This is a genomic window from Chryseobacterium gleum (assembly GCF_900636535.1).
Taxonomy (GTDB): domain Bacteria; phylum Bacteroidota; class Bacteroidia; order Flavobacteriales; family Weeksellaceae; genus Chryseobacterium; species Chryseobacterium gleum.
This window is the reverse complement of the sequence record NZ_LR134289.1, coordinates 1,634,307-1,653,937: the sequence shown is the minus strand read 5'-3', so window position 1 is coordinate 1,653,937 and position 19,631 is coordinate 1,634,307. Positions and strand designations below refer to the sequence as shown.

15 protein-coding genes, 1 tRNA gene and 1 pseudogene are annotated in these 19,631 nt (G+C 37.8%); 1 reads left to right on the top strand and 16 read right to left on the bottom strand.

The features are described from left to right. Positions 1 to 36: 36 nt before the first annotated feature. Positions 37 to 108 (top strand) — tRNA-Arg (locus EL165_RS07620). Between the two features lie 748 nt (positions 109 to 856). Here the strand turns inward: EL165_RS07620 and EL165_RS26625 are convergent. From EL165_RS26625 to EL165_RS07545, 16 genes and pseudogenes are all read right to left on the bottom strand, one after another. After that, positions 857 to 1,636: pseudogene (locus tag EL165_RS26625) on the bottom strand (recombinase family protein); the annotation flags it as partial. A 186-nt stretch (positions 1,637 to 1,822) separates the two neighbouring features. Then, a complete protein-coding gene (locus EL165_RS07610) occupies positions 1,823 to 5,860 on the bottom strand; it encodes an SNF2-related protein (RefSeq protein ID WP_002978085.1) in 4,038 nt (1,345 codons plus the stop codon). After that, a complete protein-coding gene (locus EL165_RS26265) occupies positions 5,850 to 6,968 on the bottom strand; it encodes a hypothetical protein (RefSeq protein WP_232529172.1) in 1,119 nt (372 codons plus the stop codon). The genes EL165_RS07610 and EL165_RS26265 overlap by 11 nt, the downstream gene beginning before the upstream one ends. Then, positions 6,961 to 7,641 (bottom strand): hypothetical protein, encoded by a 681-nt coding sequence (locus tag EL165_RS07605; RefSeq protein ID WP_002978087.1) that lies wholly within the window; start codon positions 7,639 to 7,641, stop codon positions 6,961 to 6,963. The genes EL165_RS26265 and EL165_RS07605 overlap by 8 nt, the downstream gene beginning before the upstream one ends. Before the next feature lie 66 nt (positions 7,642 to 7,707). Next, positions 7,708 to 9,723, bottom strand: coding sequence for a hypothetical protein (locus EL165_RS07600; protein WP_002978088.1), 2,016 nt, complete (start codon positions 9,721 to 9,723; stop codon positions 7,708 to 7,710). A 52-nt stretch (positions 9,724 to 9,775) separates the two neighbouring features. Beyond that, positions 9,776 to 10,471 carry a hypothetical protein gene (locus tag EL165_RS07595; RefSeq protein ID WP_002978089.1) on the bottom strand — a complete coding sequence of 232 codons (696 nt, stop codon included), beginning with the start codon at positions 10,469 to 10,471 and terminating at the stop codon, positions 9,776 to 9,778. Positions 10,472 to 10,502: 31 nt separating this feature from the next. After that, positions 10,503 to 11,342 carry a M23 family metallopeptidase gene (locus tag EL165_RS07590; protein ID WP_002978090.1) on the bottom strand — a complete coding sequence of 280 codons (840 nt, stop codon included), beginning with the start codon at positions 11,340 to 11,342 and terminating at the stop codon, positions 10,503 to 10,505. Further along, positions 11,339 to 13,333: a type IV secretion system DNA-binding domain-containing protein gene (locus tag EL165_RS07585; RefSeq protein WP_002978091.1), complete on the bottom strand. Its 1,995-nt coding sequence runs from the start codon at positions 13,331 to 13,333 to the stop codon at positions 11,339 to 11,341. The genes EL165_RS07590 and EL165_RS07585 overlap by 4 nt, the downstream gene beginning before the upstream one ends. Next, the gene (locus EL165_RS07580) at positions 13,333 to 13,674 is read right to left on the bottom strand and encodes a hypothetical protein (RefSeq protein ID WP_126358601.1); all 342 of its coding nucleotides are present in this window, start codon (positions 13,672 to 13,674) and stop codon (positions 13,333 to 13,335) included. Before EL165_RS07580 ends, EL165_RS07585 begins: the two co-directional genes overlap by 1 nt. Positions 13,675 to 13,779: 105 nt before the next feature. Next, the gene (gene traN / locus EL165_RS07575) at positions 13,780 to 14,646 is read right to left on the bottom strand and encodes a conjugative transposon protein TraN (RefSeq protein ID WP_002978093.1); all 867 of its coding nucleotides are present in this window, start codon (positions 14,644 to 14,646) and stop codon (positions 13,780 to 13,782) included. Positions 14,647 to 14,650: 4 nt separating this feature from the next. Beyond that, the gene (gene traM, locus EL165_RS07570; protein ID WP_002978094.1) at positions 14,651 to 15,853 is read right to left on the bottom strand and encodes a conjugative transposon protein TraM; all 1,203 of its coding nucleotides are present in this window, start codon (positions 15,851 to 15,853) and stop codon (positions 14,651 to 14,653) included. Between the two features lie 34 nt (positions 15,854 to 15,887). Continuing rightward, entirely contained in the window at positions 15,888 to 16,241 is a 354-nt protein-coding gene (locus EL165_RS07565) for a hypothetical protein (protein ID WP_002978095.1), read from the bottom strand. Position 16,242: 1 nt separating this feature from the next. Beyond that, entirely contained in the window at positions 16,243 to 16,857 is a 615-nt protein-coding gene (gene traK / locus EL165_RS07560) for a conjugative transposon protein TraK (RefSeq protein ID WP_002978096.1), read from the bottom strand. Positions 16,858 to 16,890: 33 nt separating this feature from the next. After that, on the bottom strand, positions 16,891 to 18,126 hold the full coding sequence (locus EL165_RS07555; RefSeq protein ID WP_002978097.1) for a TraJ family protein: 1,236 nt from the start codon (positions 18,124 to 18,126) through the stop codon (positions 16,891 to 16,893). A gap of 2 nt (positions 18,127 to 18,128) precedes the next feature. Next, positions 18,129 to 18,959 carry a hypothetical protein gene (locus tag EL165_RS07550; RefSeq protein ID WP_002978098.1) on the bottom strand — a complete coding sequence of 277 codons (831 nt, stop codon included), beginning with the start codon at positions 18,957 to 18,959 and terminating at the stop codon, positions 18,129 to 18,131. 4 nt (positions 18,960 to 18,963) lie between these two features. Continuing rightward, positions 18,964 to 19,629, bottom strand: coding sequence for a hypothetical protein (locus EL165_RS07545; protein WP_002978099.1), 666 nt, complete (start codon positions 19,627 to 19,629; stop codon positions 18,964 to 18,966). Positions 19,630 to 19,631: the final 2 nt, after the last annotated feature.

The window sequence follows — 19,631 nt, the reverse complement described above, 5'->3', positions numbered from 1 at the left end:
ATTACTCATTACTTATCATACATTACTGATGAATACGGCTGCATAGTTTAATGGATAGAACTTCGGATTTCGGCTCCGACAGTGAGGGTTCGAATCCTTCTGCGGTCACCTTTCGGGAAAAAGCATTTTCAAAAGTGCTTTTTCCTTTTTTTTTATCTTTTAACTTGTTGCTAATCAATAATATGTGAGAGAGTGCGGAATTTAGCTTAGGTGTTCGAAATGAATTTTCATGAAACTCAAGTTTTTCTGCTAATATCGAACACAGTATGGTGTTTTTAGTTTCATCATTCCCCTGTACATACAGTTTATACAGGTTTGGGACGATTTTAATCACGCGATCAAGCTTGAGCTTAATGTCAGAATTTTTATTAGATAATTTATGATTCTGTAGAGAGATTTCAAGATCATCAATTTTCTTCTTACATTCATTTTTTATAAGTTGATAATCATCATAGTCCAATCTATCTTCTAAATATTTTTCCCTCGCATTATTGAGACGATTATTTAAGGATTGGATCTGGCTGGAAATTTCTTTCTTTTGTGCATCAATATCTTCTTGGATATATTTGAAATTAGTAAAGATTATCTCTTTGAGTAAAGTATTAACTCCCTCGTGATACTCATATTTTTGTAATTCTTTTTCAAATGCACAATTAATTATATTAGAACGATACCTGTAGCCGCAAGTAGAATTACAGTGATAGTAATAGTAAATACTTTTTTTCCCTTTTGAACCGCTACCTGAAATATGCCCTCCACATCTTGGGCATTTCAAAAATCCTCTCAACGGAAATTCTTTTGCAGCATTAATTTTGCCCTTTGGTCTTTCGGTTGTAGTTATACCGCTCAAAACCATTTGCACTTTATTGAACAAACTTTCTGAAATTAAACTTTCATGTTTGCCGTCAACTGTACATGCATCTTCATCCTTGTATGGCTTAATATATATCTTTCCACAGTACAATGGATTTTTTATTGCTCTATAAAAAGATGTTCTACTTATTTTAGTACCAGCCATAGTGTTCATCTTTAGTCTAATTTGATTTATAGAGTATTTACCTTTGGCAATCTCATTAAAAGCCCAACGCATATTTGATGCTTCTGGCTCTTTCAATGCTATATATTTTCTACCATCTTCACTGCATTTATTAATATATCCATAGGAAGCAGTGCCCATTAGTCGTCCTTCTTTTTGGGCTCTTCTCATACCGTAGAAAGTATTTAGGGCTCGTCGGTCATTTTCTACTTCTGGTGCAGCCAAATAAATGGCTAGCATCATCTTATTTTCAGGAATTGACATATCTAATGGTTGCTCTATAGCTTGTGGCGAAATGTTATTGCTTAGAAGCAATTTAATCATTTGATATGCGTCACCTGCATTTCTACTAAAACGATCCCATTTTGTAAATAAAATCAAGTTAGATCGCAAACTTCTTTTCTTTATATTTTGAATATAATTGTTCCATTCAGGACGATTAAAATTTTTAGCTGAATGATCTTCAAAGATTACCTGACCAATGGTTATTTCATTCTGCTGGCAATACTTTTCTAACCTCTCGTGCTGATCTCTTTGTGAATAACCTTTATCAGCCTGTTCATCTGTTGATACCCTAATATATAAATCTGCTATCTTCATGGTAAGTCTGTAAATAATAAATTACGGATTGTAAAAAAGAATAATATGTTTGTTCATATAAATATAAAATTAAACTCACTTATATGCAAATAAGCTGGTCCATATGTTGTCTTTGTAACTAATATCAGCTGTTTACTTCATGCCAATAGCATGTATTTGAAACCAGAGGTGAACAACTATTTAAGTCTATCTTGTCCTTTTAATATCCTTATCGGTAATCAGATTACCTATTTTTTGCTCCTCTTTTTTAAGTAGTATACTTGCATTATGCGCCTCCGCCTTTGGGGTAATAGAAAATAGCACCTGATTCTCGAAATTCCTTTCCTTCATAAAATCTATTTCTTTGTTGGTTTTCATTCTTTTTTCTTTCTCTTTTTTGTACTGAACGAGTAAATGTATTTTAATATCTGGAAGATCCTCTAATTTTTTATCCAGCTGCGCAATTTTGATTTCAGTAGCTTTTGTTTGCTTTTCAATTTCATGAACATTCACACCTTTCATAGCCAATTCTTCAATAACCTCTGTAACTAAAGCCTTAGCAGCATCAATAGCTTTCTGATAGTTTGTCAGCTGATCGGTCCAGTACTCTGCATTTTCTCCCGTCTCTTTTGAATAACCTAATATCCTGTCATAACTATGTTGCGCTCTTGCTACCTCCTGTTGAACCTTGGTAAATCCCTCATATTTTCTTAATATAAATGCAGAATCCGCTAAAAACTTATTTTTCTTACTTTCAATTTTCTTTTTCATCAGTTCGATTTCAATATTCGCCCTGGTTTCAGGATTTGTAATAATGGCAGTTTTGAGCTCCTGCGTGCTGATATCAGAGATATCAAGTACATCAGCACCTTTCTTCATAGCTTCAAGGTACCTTGCCTGTTTTGATTGCAACTTCTGAAGCATAAATACATCGATGCTGTCATTGGTCAGCATAAAATTAACTCTCACATTTTCGTGTCTGTTTCCCTGTCTCCATGCACGTCCTTCAACTTGTCTTAATGTGGTAAAGTTGTAGGGCAGTGATAGCAGATAAAGATCAGTGGTATTTTCCTGCAGATTCATTCCCTCTTGGATGGCTTCACTTCCGATAATAACTTTTATTTTTCCAATGTTAAAATCATTTTGTATCGATATTCTTTGACTTTTAGTGGTCGCGCCCGTAATTATGCCTATTTCTTCAGGTTTGTAACCAATATTTGTCACAAGATATTCTTTCATCCTTGGAAATTCTGCAACAGCTAGCTCAGAATAGATGATTTGTCCCGCTTCCGGAATGTCCCGCTTATTCTGCCGGATCAGATTCATTGTTTCATTCAACTTAGGCGAATTTTCAATAAATTCATCTACTGAGGGAAATTCTCCATAATAGTACGGCGACAAATAAGGTGAAATAGCAATTAACCTCGCATTAAGAATATGAGTAAGAATTGCCCCCTTTTCATTTTCATCAAAGTTATCCGTCAATTGTTCATACTGTTCCTCAGTCAGGTCATTTTGTTCAATTTTATATTCTTTATTAATTTTATTAGGACGGACCAGTTCAGGATTATCTTCTTCGCCTTTTATATCAATAAATTCTGATAAAAGCTGCTGGAACAAAGAATTATTTTTGAACCTGCGAACATTGGCTTTGAACTTCACATCGCCCTTCGCGTCGATCTCCATATCGTTATCAGCCTCCATGAAGGTTTCAAAGAATGTATTGGCATTGAAATACCCTGATTCTTCCAGACGTTTATTGGCGATCAATGAAAGGATAGAATAATATTCAAGAGGTTTGTTAGTGAATGGAGTAGCGGAAAGTAGAGTGACATTCCTCCCGTTGTATTTTTCCTGAATATATTGCGCAGCCATCCAGGTATTGATGCCTAATTTGGAAGTCTGCTGGTTCTGACTTCTGAAGTCGGAAGAGAATCTCCTGTCTTCAATTCTTACTTTACCTACAATATGATTTGCGTTATGAACTTCGTCGAAGGTCATATGATCGAAACCAAAATCTTCCCAATCGTAGATTTTTCCACGCTTCATTTTGCCCTCCACTTCTTTGATTTTCTCCATTTCTTTTTGGAAATCCCGTTCGCTTATGGAATTTACACTTCGTAATTCGCTTTCTGATATATAGGAAAACTTAGAAGAAAGATCCAGAGTGATACTTTCTGAAAATCCGATATTGTTAAAGCCTTCATAAGTAACGATTGTAATCTCCCCATTTTTGTTATCAAATTTTGAAAGATCATAATCGTTACCCAAATTACCAAGGACATTAACCTTAGCATCAGGTATCGTTTCAAAAATCGTTTCCACCCATTGTTTAAGAATACTGTCGTTCGGTACAATGATCAAGGGTCTTTTAGAATTGCCACGTTCCATTGCTTCGTGCATAGAAAGGATTCCTGATAGTGTTTTTCCAAATCCCACTTCATGCGCCAGAAGACCAACACCTTTTGTTGTCAGTCTTCCTATGCCTGCTTTTTGAACCTCGGTTAATCTAAGTTCTTGTCCCTTGAAATTTTTATGAATTTTTGAAAAGAGAGGAAATCTTGAATAGTCAGGAACGTGGATATTATTGTAATTCCTATTAAACTCTTTGACAAATCGCTCCCGAAGCTCATCCGATAACTCTTCCCGGATAAATTTCTGGAAAAGGTCATTAGCGGCGGCTTTTCTTCTTTCCCTTATGAGTGCATTTCTTTCCTTGTCACTACCAGTTACCGTATCGTTATCAACAAATTGTCTGACTTCCCATGCTGAAGATCCTTGGAAGGCATCGCTTGATAAAGTCCCAACAAAATCTTTAAATTTTTCCGCTAGATTATAATCAACAATAACAACTTCGCTGAGCTTGGTATTATAATTATATCTTTCTTTTTCTACCTGCCCCAATGCGAACTGATGCACAAATTCGTGATTGGGGCTAATATATATTTCGTCTATAGATTTAGGTTTCGGAAGAACACTTTCGAGTAATGCTTTCTGCTTTAAATATTGAGCTTCTGAGTATCCTTCGGAAAAGGAAGCCTTAAAATCAATTTCTAATTGCTCTAGTTTTTTATAAATGTTTCCTTCGGCATAATAAAAGTCATGAACCCATTTTCCATCAATGAAATTCGCATATTGATGATGCTTACCGTTTTTATTTAAGACTCCTTCATAAGTCGTGTCTCGAAAAGCTTCCAGTTCCTCAGGTGAGATATCAGAATTGCTCTGAAGAGAAGTATTAACGATTTCATCTTTTTTGGAAAACAAGTACTTTAATACTCCTTTCTTTATTTCCGGTTTAGTCTGAATCCTATACTCTGAATCTTTTTTTGTTTGGTGGGACTGAATGACCCGATCAGCCTTTTCAAGAATTTCAGATAGTTGTTCTTGATTAAATTTTTTTGGATTTTCGGATAATTGACCTTGTAGCTTTTTATATTTGTCAGTCTCCTTTAAAATTGCAAGTGATTTGAATTTTATATCATTAAGAGTAGAAAGCACTGCCCGAATCTTATTCTGAACCTCTACAAAATCAATTTCAGCTGTTTTTCCCAGATCACTTTTTTTGGCTGAAACTATATTGTCTGCTTGCTTTTCTGGTTCGAGGTTATCATATAACAAATCTTCGAAAAGGTTTCCTATCCGTTCAGTTTTCTTTACTTCTTGAAGCCTTTGTAACTGACTTAATGCTTCGTCCAGGTTTCCGTGAACGTAGAGTTCCATCCTTCCAAAACGATTAGGTTTTTCGCGGATTTCGCCCAGAATATTTTGGGGATTCCTTTCAAAATGGTCAGAAATGTTATGCGCGATTTTCTGGCTGTCTTTTCGAAGAAAAATAATATCAGTCCCAACCTTTGTTCCTGCGAAGGCTCCGGTCGGTAACCGGAAAGCTTTTACAAGCTCAGCATTTTTAAGGTTATTCTGGCGGTTCAGCCAGCCGGAAGGAAGAACCATTGCTAAGATTCCATCATGTTTCAAAACATCTAGACTACGTTTAACGAAATAGTCTTCGTACTTGGAAATTTTCGATTCCTCACCCAATCCTTTGTAGAAACCCCGATGCTCTCCATACGGGGGATTACCTATAATTAAATCATAATGCTGATATATTTCGTTTTTGTTTCCTTGCTCATCAATAAATTCTGTTTCAAAAGAACGAACATTAATAGACGCTTCGGGGTGTAGAATTTTAGCAATTTTTGCTGTAGTTTCGTTTATCTCAAATGCGGAAATACTAACATTCACTGGCAGGTCTTTGGCAGCATATAAAAAAAAAATTTCCGGTACCGACGCTCGGTTCCAAAACGGAAATTTCAGTCTGACCTTTGAATTGATCTTTAATAAGGTTTCTGACAGCATCTACGATTTTTCGGTCAGTATAATATTCGTCAAGTATCCCACGACCTTCCTTGGCTATCCCACCGCTTTTAAATTGACCACAAATGTCTTTTAATTCATCGGTAATCGAGATGCCTTCATTAATGAAGACTTCTTTACTCTCAGAAATAAAACAAGTTGCGGACACTACTTCTGCAACTTGTTCATTGGTCAGCTTTTGACCATTATATTTTGAAATGATACTTTCTAATTCTACCTCCTTTGTAGAAGTATCACTTATTTCGGAAAATCCTCTTTTGTATCTTCCTGCACTGGGCGCAATTCTCCCGGATATGATTCGCCCCACGGAATGTTTTTGTTCATCATTCTGCGATTCTGCTGTGTCAATGGCTCTTCTTGTTGATTCTCCGGCTCTGAAATCGTCCCGCTCTGTGTCTCCAAATCCATTTCCAGCATTGTCGCTGCCCATATTTTGTCTGACTCCGTAATTTCTGTTATGTTGGGATTGGTCTTCATCACCAATTCCGACAAGGTTTTGTCCAGATGTTCCGGATTCCAAGTGCTTAGTTTCGGATAGTCCGCTTGATTTAGTTCTAGTCTCGGCATCTTCTGAGAGTTTTGTTTCTACTAAGTTAGAATTTATATTTTGTTGTTGCAATTTCTTTTCAAGATATGCAGTCAGATCTTTATTGCCATTTTGAGAAATTGCATATACGTTTCGAATATCTTTAATGTTCTTTTCCTTATATTCCAGAAGGATTTTAAGCGTTAGCGCGTCTCCGGTTCTGGTGCCTTCAAAACAGAGAAAGATCTTTCCATCGAAATTTTGAAAACGGTTCAGGAATTTCTTGGTATTGGTAGCTGTGTTCAGCGAAACAAGCGTCCTGCTATTGGATTGTCTGTTAATTTCTAACAATTTCTGGAATGACTTTACATCCTCACCTTTTGGAAAAAGGATCAGTTCATTTTTATTTCCTTCAATAATAGAAATGTCATTAATTATGGGCTCAATCATTCTTACTTTGATTTACAAATTGATTAAATTCAAATAGTTCTTTAGCCTCCGGATCCCAGTCTTTTCTCGTAATGAGTTGAAGGGTTACGAAAATATCAGTCTTCTTATTGTAAGAATCAATACGTTCAATCCTGCCGCAATAATCCTTTTCCGCATGCTTGTACAGTGAATAGGGTAGGATAGTGTCAGTAGGGTAAACATAAAACCTAGTATAGTTCCAGGGAGAATTGATCTCGAAACGCTTGTATTGTTTCCCAAACAAAATGGTGTCAGATAATTTTCTTCTGTTCCTGTAATTCGGAATCCATTCTTTTGAAAATACAGCACCTGCTTTCTTATCAAATACCGATAGCGGTTTTTGTTTGAGCCCGATCTCTGAAAGTATAGCAGTCTTTCTTTCGGAATCCAATGGATAATACATAGAATCTATGATCAGAAATAGCTGCTTATTGATTTCAGGAAATGAGCGGTCCGGAACAATCTCGATCAGACCTTCTAACGAATAGCTCATTTTAGAGATATGAAAGCTCTGCATTTGATCCAGTCCTTTAGACGCATCAAAGTAGACATTCGAAATAATGTCGATTCCTCCTTTTTCGGATTTTATTTCTTTATGACAGGAAATTAAACCAAATAAAAGTGCTGCGGATAATAGTGTCAATTTTAATTTCATCTTGTTTGATTTAAAAAAAGCGGCAAATCATCAGACTTACCGCCTTCAGATAATGATCAGGTATTATTATCTTTTAATACTTTGCTCTTTCACATTGTTTTTTTCGTGCTTATTATCCTGTTCTAAACCTTCCAATGGCTTATTGCTGTTAAGCCGATTCATATCATTGTCATAGAGTTTAAGGTTTCTATTCTGGGGATCAAGAATAGCTTTTCCTTCTATGACAGAATCATCCTGCTTAAACTTTACTTTGACTATATTCCCTTTCTCCAAGGATTTTATGGCAGTTTCTTTCCATTCCGGCTTATCGAAAATAAGGCCAGCTTTGTCGGCTATCTTATCGGTGTCTACACCATATTTTTTGTAGAAATTCTGGAAAAGGTAGTTTCCTTTATCGGTTTTGGGCTGATTGAAGTCAAATTGAACAAAGGCAGGTTCTACCTGGTCGGTTTTAGGATTAAGAAATTCAATCTTCACACTTCGTCCTTCCAGAAGATTAATGGCTTCCTTCGCCGTAAAGCTGCTTTCCCTGCTCACCGGAAAATTGTGAGAGCGCTCTTCATTGTTCTCATTGGTCAATGTTGCCTGATATGAATTGAGGAAAATTCCGCCTCTTTCGGTTTTGTTGAATTTCAATGTAAAGTCAACATGGTTTCCAGGTGAGGCTTTGTCCGAACCTGTTTTTATTTCAAACTGCTGTTCTTTAGCATTGATCCCCTTTTCAAGATCTTTGTGAAGTTGTTCACCTTCACCGAAGCCAAGGTATTTCATCTGGTCTTTCAGGTACTGTACCTGGTCGAAATCTTTTTGTGTTTCCATCATGTTTGGATTTTGATTGTTAAATTTTATATCATTCGTTGTTAATATTCTGTACTGTGGAAAAGCATCTTCGTCCATATAAATATTAAGGATTTCGCCGCTTTCCAATAATTCATACGAAACGCCATATAGTGTTCTTTCCAATACTCCATAAGCTAACTCATATTTGTCATTTTTTGACATCACATGACCTTCGATGACATCCGGGATTTTGTCCAGTTGGTGTTCTGTAAGGGTATAATCTCCATCTGTTGTTCCGAATTCCTCTTGTTCTGCATAAGCTTTTCTTTGGTCTGCCGTAATCTCTAAGTTGTCCAGTATGAATTCGTTTTCCTTTTTTAATATCCTATAATTAAGTAGGTTTCTTTTCTCCTCTTCGGAAAGTTTTGGAGAGAGATTATTTTGAGCTGCTGATTCCTTTAAGTCCTTTTCGGCATCGCGTTTAAATTCGTCCAAACTTTTTGGAACATCATAAAAATCCTTCATACTTATCCATTCATTATTGCCATAAGGTGATCGACATTCCTGGGTTTGAAGGTCATAGCTGTAATAGCTATGACCATCTGGACTCCTAAGGGAACCACTTCCATCATCATAATCATTCCACATCCAGCCTTCCGGAAGATCTGACGCCGAAATCATATTTTCATCCCAGTTTGTCTCATACGGACGTGCGACAGAATCCATTCCCGACCTTTTTAGCTCGGCTTCAAAAATGCGGTAATGATGAGCCTGTTTTTCATCAATTTGCGTATAGGTCAAACCACTACTCAGTTCAGTCTTCTTGCTCAATTCTTTAGCCCAGACATCGGAGAGGAATTTTTGTTTATCTGCTTCGTTATCAGTTCCTCTATTCTTTTGAGAATGAATCTGCATAAATTTTTTCTCGCGATCAGAAAATTTCCGCTCACCATCATGGAAAAATATTTCCGGAGAAGTATTTTCCATTTCTTTTACAAAATCCTTATAGGCACGTGTTAGGGGAGTAATGTATTTAGCGTACCAGTTTAGGGCATTTGTAATTGCTGCAGGCGTTTGATCTTGATTAGTATAAAAGTCCTGTTTTTCAATATTCATAGGCCGCAAATCAAACGGCTCCGCATCCAGGCCATAATCAAAGGTATAACCGATAGCCTCGCATTCTTCCTGAAAAGCTTTGCAATCATTATAATCGAGTCCTAAGTGGGCGGCTTTTTCCTGCCAATGGCCACAGACTGCTTTTAACTCTTCGGGCAGTAGGTCGTAATCTTCAAATAAATCCATTTAATATTTATATTTTATGACTTGATATAGAAAGCAGAAGGTTATGTTAGGTTTATCTTTTAAACTTCCGTTTTTCTTCTTGCTGTTGTTCCTCATCCTCTATCATTTGATTGGCATCTTCGTATAGATCTTTATCGTTGACATTAAGCTCGATTTTAGAATTACCACTTTTAGCCATTTGCTTCTCATCACCAGATATGTTGTTTACGGAATCGATCTCTCTGGAAACGATATTCATATCATTTGAGATTTCTTTAGCAATCTGAGGGTGTTGGTCAATTTTGTCGTAGAGGAAGTTTTTAAGCTTTTGCAGTTCAATTTTATAGCGATTTAATTCCTGAATGTCCTTTTTATCTGCGATTATAGCTGTGAGTGAGGCGGCATTTTTAATAAAATCGAATTCCACTATTTTCTCATTTTCCTTATCGAAAATGAAAGCCTTTTTTTCTATATTCCATTTGTCCGGTGATTTTGTTAAGTCTTTGATGTCTGTGTATTGAACTTTTTCTTTGCTGTTTCTGAGAATTTCCGAGAGGCTTTTGTCCCTTTCAAGAAAGATAACCTTCAGTTGGGTATTATTGTCGGTGAGCTGAAAAGTAGCACGATTCTTATTGTTGTCAGCGACTATCGTATAACCACTCAAAAACTTCTGGACATCATCAGCACTTAATTTTTTTGAAAATGTCAGGTCTTCGTCAATGATGCCGTAGGTTTTGAGGTCTTCAGTCGGTAGATTGTGATGTTGCATAATATGATATTTTTATTGTTGACTGTATTTTTTAGTTCTGATACGATGCAGCAAGCAACTGATCAGCTTTGATGAGGTCATTGAGAAAATGTCCAGGGTTTATGTACTTTCCATTTTCCCTGACGGAAAAGTGCAGGTGCGCTCCGGTAGAGTTTCCGGAATTACCGCTTTTTGCGATGATGTATCCGGCTTTCACCAATTCTCCGGCTCTGTAGTAGATTTCCGAAAGATGTAGGTAAGCCGTTTCAAAACGGCCGTAATGCTTTACTTTAATAAAATTACCTCCTCCTTTACTGTCCCAGCCCGTTTCAGTAACCATACCGTCCATTACGGCATATACATTCTCGTAATGGGCTTTTAAGTCAATGCCATTATGTATTCTGGCTGTTCCGAATACCGGATGCATTCTTGTTCCATACGGGGATGCAATAGAAATTTCACGGCTCAATGGCATCGCTATTTTGGAGAATGCTAATTCTTTAGAGCCATTTTCAAAAGCCTTTTTTGTGATTGATAAAGACCTTTTTTGTTCAACATTAACAGTTTGACTATGAAGCTGTAAAATCAGTGAATCTTTTATTTTTTGCATATTCCATTTATTTCGATTTACTTCTGAACTTTCTTTGATGATAGCTTTTAAGGAGTCCAGTTCTTTTTTCAGCTCTGACCTGCTATTACTGTGAAAAATATTCTTCCAAAATTTTTTGCCGTTTTTTTGTTTTGATTCATTGATATCTCGAATGTACCTGTCTGTTATTGAATTGTCTGTTTTCTTTGGCAATACAGGTGTAAGTGTATTGAACTGACCAAACATGGACAGATGAAAAGAAAAAATCAATCCTGTTAAAAAATTTCTAGCTATTGATTTCATGATGCTGTTTTTATATGTTCATTGACAATAAGTTCGACTTCCCGATTGATCCTCCTGAAATTGGACATCAGTATTTCCTCTTTACGGTTCTTACCTTTTTTATCCAGAAATGAATAATAGACCGGCATTGCAACGTAATTATGTTTCTCTTTTTTGATGGTCTTCATATCCAGATTAATTTTTCCGTGAATCGCAGATGTTTTATATTCATCTGTATCGTTTAATTCACCCTGTGCAATCATCCCTACCATTTCACCGGTCTTCAACGCTGCAATCTTTCCTGCAGGTATCATGTTATCCATCTTCTCATTGATGCTGGTCGTCGTTCCCTGTTGTGATATGGACTGGGAATACGATTTCTGTTTGATCTTTCCGAATAGTTTTTCCAGCCAATCCAATGTATTTTTATCTCTGGCGGAACCTGAAATTATATTTCCGACAATGGCAGAAATGGTATCCGCCACCTCCTTTTTATAGAACTGTCTTAGCTGTGGAATTTCCTGTAGGCCAAGTAACACGGCAACCCTGTTGCTCCGAGCCGTTGCAACCACATTATCGATTTTATGGATATAAATGGTTGGGAACTCATCTGCAATAATTCCTCCCTGGAGATTATGCTTCGAATTGATCAGGCGCAGCGTTCTATTCAGAATTGAAGAATATAAAGCAGAATTGATATCCTGTGTTCCGGGATCAGATGCTAAAATAAGAATGGACGGATTTTCTCTGTCGGTAATTTTCAATTCAACTTCATCGCCCGAAAAAACCCAAAAGCTTTCTTTGGTAGCCAACCTTGAAAGGAAGATCTTTAAAGTTCCAATCTGCCCTTCCAGCTGATCAAAAGCTTTGTTGTCGTAAGCCGTTTTGAAGGGTGAAAGCAATGAGCCAATTTCTTCATTGGTAAACAACGTATCAAAGATCTCTTGATAGCTGCGGTTCATAAATGAAAGAATATGTGGCAGGTCCGAATATTTTCCGTTTTCAAGCGTGGCAAAGAAATAAATACAGGATGACAGAAAGTTGATTGCTGATTGGGTAAAGAACGCGTCTGATCCTCCACCGGAGCTGCTTCCTCCTTTTTGGAGTGAGGAAACCATTGATTCTGCCATTTCCTGAGCTTCTGCCAAAGTCTGGATATACTTTTTATGAAAAGGATTAACCCTTTTTGATCTTTCGACTTCATTCAGGTTGATGATGTGGAAACTATAATTGTAATCAGATTGCTTACTTTTTTTCAATAGATAATGATAATAGGCAATCTGCGCCAGGTCCGGAAATTTAAAATCATAAATACAGAGGCAGAAACCTTTAGCGATCATCTGACGAATCGCCGGATTGATCACTCCAAAAGATTTTCCAGAACCGGGTACTCCGATTACAATAGTACCCCTAAAAGGATCAATATTGATATAACCATTATAAGTTTTATTATTATATCTGAAAAAATATGGAATATTGATACTTGTATCAGTGTTAACCATCTCCTTATTCTGGTCAAAACTTTCTTCCACAATGTTCCATCTATCTTTTCCTATTTTCTGCTGTACTAGTTTAGAAATGCTATCAGCTCCCATCTGAAGGATAACAGCTCCTATAAAAGAAAGAACCGCATAGATGACTTGGAATAGGTTGAGTCCGGGAAGTACTTTTGGAAGTTTTGTATTCCCTGCTTCTTCCTGCCAAATTAGTGACGCCAACATCATCATTAATCCAGTTACCATTGGAACGACAATTTCCGTGGCGATATTGAGATCTTTCTTTTTCTTTGCCCTGGTCCCGATGGCAACAAGCCCGATCAGAATAAAGGTGGCTATTTTAGCATTTACCGGTGGATAAATAAAGCTCATTTTCGAGAAGTTCTTCAATAGATTGGAGACCACCGGGACATTAGCACTCATGTAAAAAAGCGAAGTACAATCCAGTGCAACGACTGCATAGACTGCCTTTTGCAGGAATCCGTAGATCTTGATCTGATGTTGTTGTTCTTGCATTAGGAATAGTTATTAAAGTATTCGTTCAGTAATTTGTGTTCCGTAAGTAAATCACGATGCAGCTTCTGCTGTTTTTTAAACATGTTTTCATGTTGTTTCTGCATTTCTATAAGGCTCTCGTCCAACCGACTTAACTGATCAACTAATTCTTGTGCTCGCTTTTCCGTCTTCTCAACAATATAAAACCGGCTGGCTTCTTCGCTAAACTTCTCAATTGATTCATAAAATTTTCTTAGATATCTGTAATCTTGATCAAGGTTCTTTAATTGATTTTGCTGCTCCTGATATTTCAGTTTAAATCTATCAAGGAAGACATCACGTTCCTTGTTTCCTTTAATCATTGAATTAATCAGTATGGCATAAACAATTACAGAAGTCACCATTATCAGATAAAAAAAAGCATTCACCATTTGCTCTAAACTAATAGACACCTCCATAATTAAGTTTTAAAAAGTGTCAGCTTTAAGAATATCTGAATAATTGATCTTCATTTCAATAGTCCTTCCGGAGAGCTGTTCCTCAATTAAGCGTATCACCATAACCTTGGAGTTCGGATAGGTGAACTTTTTAAATACATATATATTTCTGAGGTTTTTCCTGAAGTGCTTTTGAGGATTTAGCCGGAAGACAGGTGTCATCTCGATGCTTTGATTGTTGGTCGCTTTATGAATCTTTTTATCCTCAATGGAGAATTTGAGGTCTTCCAGGTCATAGCTCAGCTTGGAACTGTTTTTAAAAGTCATATCAAGAAAAATATAGTCGCCAACGACGTAGACGTTATTCAGCTGCATGCTGAGATTAAGATTTTTTTCTTTCCTGAGCGGATTTTTTTCAGCCTTATTCTGAATAATATCCATTGCAAATTTCCTCAGTTCACCGTTTGAGAAAGTCATTTTATCGAACTCGATGGGCTGCATCGCTTCTGGTTGAATGTGGATATTGGTTATCGTATTGAGATTATCCTGGTTTCTATACACTGCTTTGTACTGTGCAATGAAGGACTGCCCGACAACAGTGATGATTCCCACCGTATCTCCGCTGAAAAAAGAAATGTTTTGTTTCTTTTTATCCTTTTCGGAGATAGTGTTGTCGGTAATTTTAATTCTGGCGATATTGTTAGCCGGGAGATCGCCCGTCAGTTTATCGGTAGATAGATCAACATACTGAATGGGCTCCGGAGAGATCATATGAAGATTGATGCCCTCCGTGATCTCCAGTTCCGGCAGTTCAGAAATAATTTGTTCAGTAGTCGCAGTCTGCGCTGTTACAATTTGCGTTGTCAATAGTAATAGGCTGTACAATAAGGTTTTCATTATATTATTTATTTTGCTGGTTTTGCGAATCTTTAAGTTGTTTTTCGTCAATCAGGAATACATAAGAGTTGTATTTTAGTTTCGCTTTATTGGTTTTGATTAGATTGGCTATTGATTTAGAGGTGGAAGTGAATAATTTGGAACCGATGCTTGTAAAGAATCCCTGTCCGCCCACATCCATTTGGGTTCCCTGAACCGAGTTGCTTCCCATTTCCCGGATCATATCCCGGAAAACGCTTTGCGGTACATAGAGACCCTTCATTCCGTCCACATCGTAGATGGAGAGATTGACAGGAAAAATTTCACCGTTGGTAAATACAGATATAATTTTAAGATCAACTCTTTGCATCGAAAATCCGGAGATCTGTCCATAAAGTATGGAGCCTTTACTGATTTTCCGCTTGCCCACAAAAATGTCTTCCAATAAGCGGAACCTTATCCTGCTGCCGAGAAAACCTTTATTGTTTTCGTCAATAACAGCCTTGATGAAGCTGTTTTCCTTTTCTTTATAAAAAGCATTGAACACGCTGTTAATTCCTGATTTGCTGACATTAAATGTGGAATTCAGAAACTCTTCCATCTTTTCCTTATTGGCTTTGAGCCTTTGTTCCGCTGCCAATTTGCTTTGATATTCTGGATCTCTGGCTTTTTCCAGGGAATCCATCACGAGCATTTGCTGCTTCAGGTATTTAACAGGGTCAGGTTGGACATTGTTTGTCCCTTTAGAATTTTCAGTTGAGTGGCTGGTTTCTGATTTGCCATAATATTTATCATTCAGCATCCTGATAATTTCAGAAGACCTTTTGAAATCTTTATCCTCATTATGCTGCTTTGGATCATAATATGATGAAGGGTTTGCTTTGGCCTGATATCGGCTCTGCCTTGATGACACCGCTTTAAGGGAATCAATTTTTCTCTTTTGTGCTAATGACAACTGATCATCATAGCTTAGTAAGCTATCTTGTTCCTTATCCAGTCCTTCGAGCATTGTCCGGTTGTCATCTTTTTTGAAAAATGCGTCGTAAGCGTCATTCTTATTCATAATAGAATCCTTGGTTTCTCCCAGTGAAAGGGAAAGCTCTTTGGGTTTGTCTTTGGGTTTATTCTCTTTAGTAAGCTGCACCCCGACATAGCCGAAAAGAAGCAGGAAAGGCAGCGCCAAAAGCGGCAGCACGTATTTTTTCTGTTTGAAATTAATTTTCTTCATTGCGTTTTAATTTTTAAATAAATTGCCTCCGGTGCTACCGGCCATCTTTCAATTGCTGGTATCGGTTAAAGAGAAACTCTATTCTCAAGCTATCCTCTTTTTGTAAGGCATTCCCATCCCTCTTAGTTTTTAGTAATTTGAGTTCGCCAACAATCTTTTCCATTTCTTTATGTTGGACTGAAATAGGATTCTGACTGACGACCTTGTTGGAATAAAGAACAGGGGGCTTTATTTTAAATGAGGTATCAGAAGGAAAGAAAATTCCCTGTATCAGCGAGCCAGTGAAAGAAACCGAAAGAAAAATCATTGAATACATATAGAATCTTTTTGGATTTTTAACTGCACCGGCTAGCCATCTTTGCCCGGTTTGTTTTATAAAAGCATTCATTTTAGTACGAGTTTTTAGTTTGGTTAGAGATTTCTTCGTTGTCGATGATACGCCAGTTTTTCAGCAGCACGCCGTGTGGATTATTGGGACTTCTGATGATGTCCTCAAAGAAGCCTTCGGTGATGAGCTTTCTGGTGATGACCGATGATTTCCTGGTGATCATCTGCTTTCCGAAGAATTGAAATTTGTTCTGCTCCATACTAAGATGAATAGAATCAGCATGGATGCTCACCATCGAGCTTGAAGCCACGATTTGATTGTAAAAGCCTTTTTCCCGAAGATTGGTATATTCCTTTTTCCCGCTGTCATCAATGAGATAAAGAGACTTTTGAATATTCTCCTTGATGTAGGCATCGTCTGGAGCCAATGTAAAGAACAGCCGATGGAATAATTCGATCTGTGCTTTGTATTCAACAGGCCTGTTCAGAAGGACATCTGTTTGTTTGGCTAAAACCGGAACTCCATTATCCAGAACATAGATAGACTTCCGGGAGTCCTGGATCATCCGATATGAAAAGAAAAACCCCGCAATGACTACAAATACAGCAAAGCCAATGGCTGACAACGAAACGATCTTATTGATCTTGATTCTGTGTTCTATATTTTTGATAAGCATCTGTATTTTATAATTGATAATTAATAGTTGATTTTATTTTCCATTTTTCATTGCCTTTTCCACCCTTCCGGATGCAGAACCCGCTGCTGCAGATTTTACAGCAGATACGCCTCCTGTTTTTACCGCCATTACAGCAGTTTTGGCAGTGCTCGCCACCTTTCCGGCTGCATTTTTCATTTTCGTCATGGCACCTGCTCCGCCAGCAGAAACAATACTGTCTGCAATGGTTGGGGTCATTAATACCCCAGTACCAGTCACGATGTAGGCGACACAGGTAAAGAGCTGGTTATAGATCATTCCGGAATTGCTGACGTAGACCATTAGAGCATCCAGGTTGGTGACTGTTCCGTTGGTCAGTAAGGTATCGTATCGTTCTATTTCCATGGTGTAACCGGAAGCAATAAGCTGCTGACCGATGTTAATGATCGTGTACGCCACAAACGTATAGAGATTAATATTGATGAATTTAGAAACCCAGCTGTATAGGGAGTTTTCAAATCCCGGTACCAGTGCCATCCCGACAGCGATGGGTCCCAGTATAATTAAAATATAAGCCCAGATCTTCTGAATGAAAAAGATGAGATAGACGCAAATTCTAAGGATGGAAAGGCAGACAAACTCGATCACTTCGGCGACCAGTTTCTGCATCTGGAACTGCATCCTGATCTGCCATTCCTTGATAGGCTGTAACAGTTTATCAATCCCCTCACTGATATCAAACCAGGAATCATCCGCATCTTTTGAAGTATTGTTAATTACCTCCTGTTTGGCATCTTCTTCTGCATTGAGTTTAATGACCGCATCCAATAATTGTTGTTGTTTTTTGAATCGCTGTATCCTCAGGTCATTGACCTCGGATTCTATATCACTGAAAATAGCAATTCCGGGTTCGGCGATGGCTTCAAACGGCGCCTGTAGCAGATTGACAAATCCCGTCCAATAGACGAGGGTAAACCCAATAAGTATCGGTTTAAGCATCGGGGTGATTTCCCACTCACGGTCTCCGGCAGCCATCTGCCATCCCATATAGCCGAGATACATCAATGCTCCCAATCCTCCAATCGCCCTTCCTACTAATGCTGAGCCTTGTGCATTGTCCTGAACATTGGTATCCAGTTTGGTAAAGACCTCCATAAACCATTTTTCAAAAGCACCATCACCCTTTAGAAATTGAAGCAGGTTACTGTAATCGCCGTCAGTCTGGCAAAAACCCATTATCGGCAGTAATATAGCCAGAAGGCATAAAATTAATGTTGGTTTTCTATTCATAGCTAATATCTGTTTTTGTATTTCTGCATTACATTTTGAACAATGCCTTTGTCTGAAGCAGGCGTCCATTGATTGGGCAATGCCGTGGATAGATGACTGTTCAGGATGTTTTTGTAATCCAAAAGCAGCGTTGTTTTATTATTGTACTTCCTTAGTTCCTGAACAAATTTGCGCCAACGGATTATCGTTTCATGATACATAATGAAGCGTTTTCCCCTTGGCATATCCATCGAGCGTGACAATGAGTACTTTTCCTTGATCATATCCAGTTCCTCCTGTAATCTTTTTAAGGTGCCGGTTGTATTGAGCATTTCATAGGTCTGTTGGTCTTTCAGCCGCCATTCGATGAAATTCTGCGGGTTGTCCGGAAATTCGGTAACAGGTTTGAGCATTCGTTTGTAATACAGCAGCCAAAGTGGATCTGCATCGACTGTGGCCGAAGTCCAGTGCGCCAGGTCCTGAACGCTTCTTTTGTAGATCGTATCGGAGGCAGCCTTGATCTTCTTGGCTTCTTCTTCCTGGAACTTGAGCTGTGCGAATCGTAGATTTTGTTCTCCGGTAGGTTTTAAGGGGCGGATATCTTCTCCATCTTTATAATCCCTGTTGATCTTGGGAGCCCATATGCCCCAAACCGTCGCATAAGCAAAATTGGTCTGGATGCCTAGGAAATATTTCGGATATGGCCGCCAGTCTCCCCAGCTTTCAAAAGTCATTCGCTTGTGCTGGGCAACGATGGAAGGATCGTTCAGCCTCTTAACACTGACTTGTCCGAATATCAGGAAGGAAGCTAACAGAAGTTGTAATAGCTGTATTTTTTTTATTAATGTTTCCATAATTTTAATTGAAGATGTATTTGTATTTAGTAATAATATCTCCGACGATTGCCCTATCGATATTGATGTAATTCCTTAGAACCGGAACCTGATACAGGTATGGGATCTTCTTGGCATTTTCCAGTCTTAAAATGATATAGAGAATGTTGCCGTGAATATTTCTTACCCGTGTAAACACTTTTTCAATAAGCATTTCCCGATCCATTGAATCCATCAGGAAATCCTTATCTTCATTCATAATATCCTGTGCAACTTCCTGCTGGAGCTTGACGACCTGTTTTCCTATTTCAACATAATATTTTGAAACCAGCATAGCATATTCAGGATGCTGTGCGGACAGGTCCAGCATCTTATTGGAATTGCTGACAATCTTCCCTAGATACTGGTAGAGGTACATCAATTTTTTACTCTGGGTTAATGCAGAATTGACATTTTTCAACTGCTGATAGATGTATTCCTGTATCGCAATGACCTGTGCTGTTTTGTTTTTAATATCCTCGTATAATTCTTTTTGCTTTTTGTAAGAATCCAGGAATGCCTGCTCACTGGCTAAACGTACCCCATGATTGACCGTGATCTGTGACAGCAACTTGTCGTTAATTACGATCTGCTGGCTCTGAACTCCCGCAATCGAAAACAAAACAATACTGAAGGTGAATATTTTCTTCATAA

Excerpts from the sequence above, each read along its gene's own strand:
- EL165_RS07590 (WP_002978090.1), bottom strand. The coding sequence starts at position 11,342 with ATGAAATCAATAGCTAGAAATTTTTTAACAGGATTGATTTTTTCTTTT.
- EL165_RS07550 (WP_002978098.1), bottom strand. The coding sequence starts at position 18,959 with ATGGAAACATTAATAAAAAAAATACAGCTATTACAACTTCTGTTAGCT.
- traM (WP_002978094.1), bottom strand. The coding sequence starts at position 15,853 with ATGAAGAAAATTAATTTCAAACAGAAAAAATACGTGCTGCCGCTTTTG.
- EL165_RS26265 (WP_232529172.1), bottom strand. The coding sequence starts at position 6,968 with ATGATTGAGCCCATAATTAATGACATTTCTATTATTGAAGGAAATAAA.
- EL165_RS07595 (WP_002978089.1), bottom strand. The coding sequence starts at position 10,471 with ATGCAACATCACAATCTACCGACTGAAGACCTCAAAACCTACGGCATC.
- EL165_RS07545 (WP_002978099.1), bottom strand. The coding sequence starts at position 19,629 with ATGAAGAAAATATTCACCTTCAGTATTGTTTTGTTTTCGATTGCGGGA.
- traN (WP_002978093.1), bottom strand. The coding sequence starts at position 14,646 with ATGAAAACCTTATTGTACAGCCTATTACTATTGACAACGCAAATTGTA.
- EL165_RS07580 (WP_126358601.1), bottom strand. The coding sequence starts at position 13,674 with ATGATTAAAGGAAACAAGGAACGTGATGTCTTCCTTGATAGATTTAAA.
- EL165_RS07555 (WP_002978097.1), bottom strand. The coding sequence starts at position 18,126 with ATGAATAGAAAACCAACATTAATTTTATGCCTTCTGGCTATATTACTG.
- EL165_RS07565 (WP_002978095.1), bottom strand. The coding sequence starts at position 16,241 with ATGAATGCTTTTATAAAACAAACCGGGCAAAGATGGCTAGCCGGTGCA.
- EL165_RS07585 (WP_002978091.1), bottom strand. The coding sequence starts at position 13,333 with ATGCAAGAACAACAACATCAGATCAAGATCTACGGATTCCTGCAAAAG.
- EL165_RS07605 (WP_002978087.1), bottom strand. The coding sequence starts at position 7,641 with ATGAAATTAAAATTGACACTATTATCCGCAGCACTTTTATTTGGTTTA.
- EL165_RS07600 (WP_002978088.1), bottom strand. The coding sequence starts at position 9,723 with ATGGATTTATTTGAAGATTACGACCTACTGCCCGAAGAGTTAAAAGCA.
- traK (WP_002978096.1), bottom strand. The coding sequence starts at position 16,857 with ATGCTTATCAAAAATATAGAACACAGAATCAAGATCAATAAGATCGTT.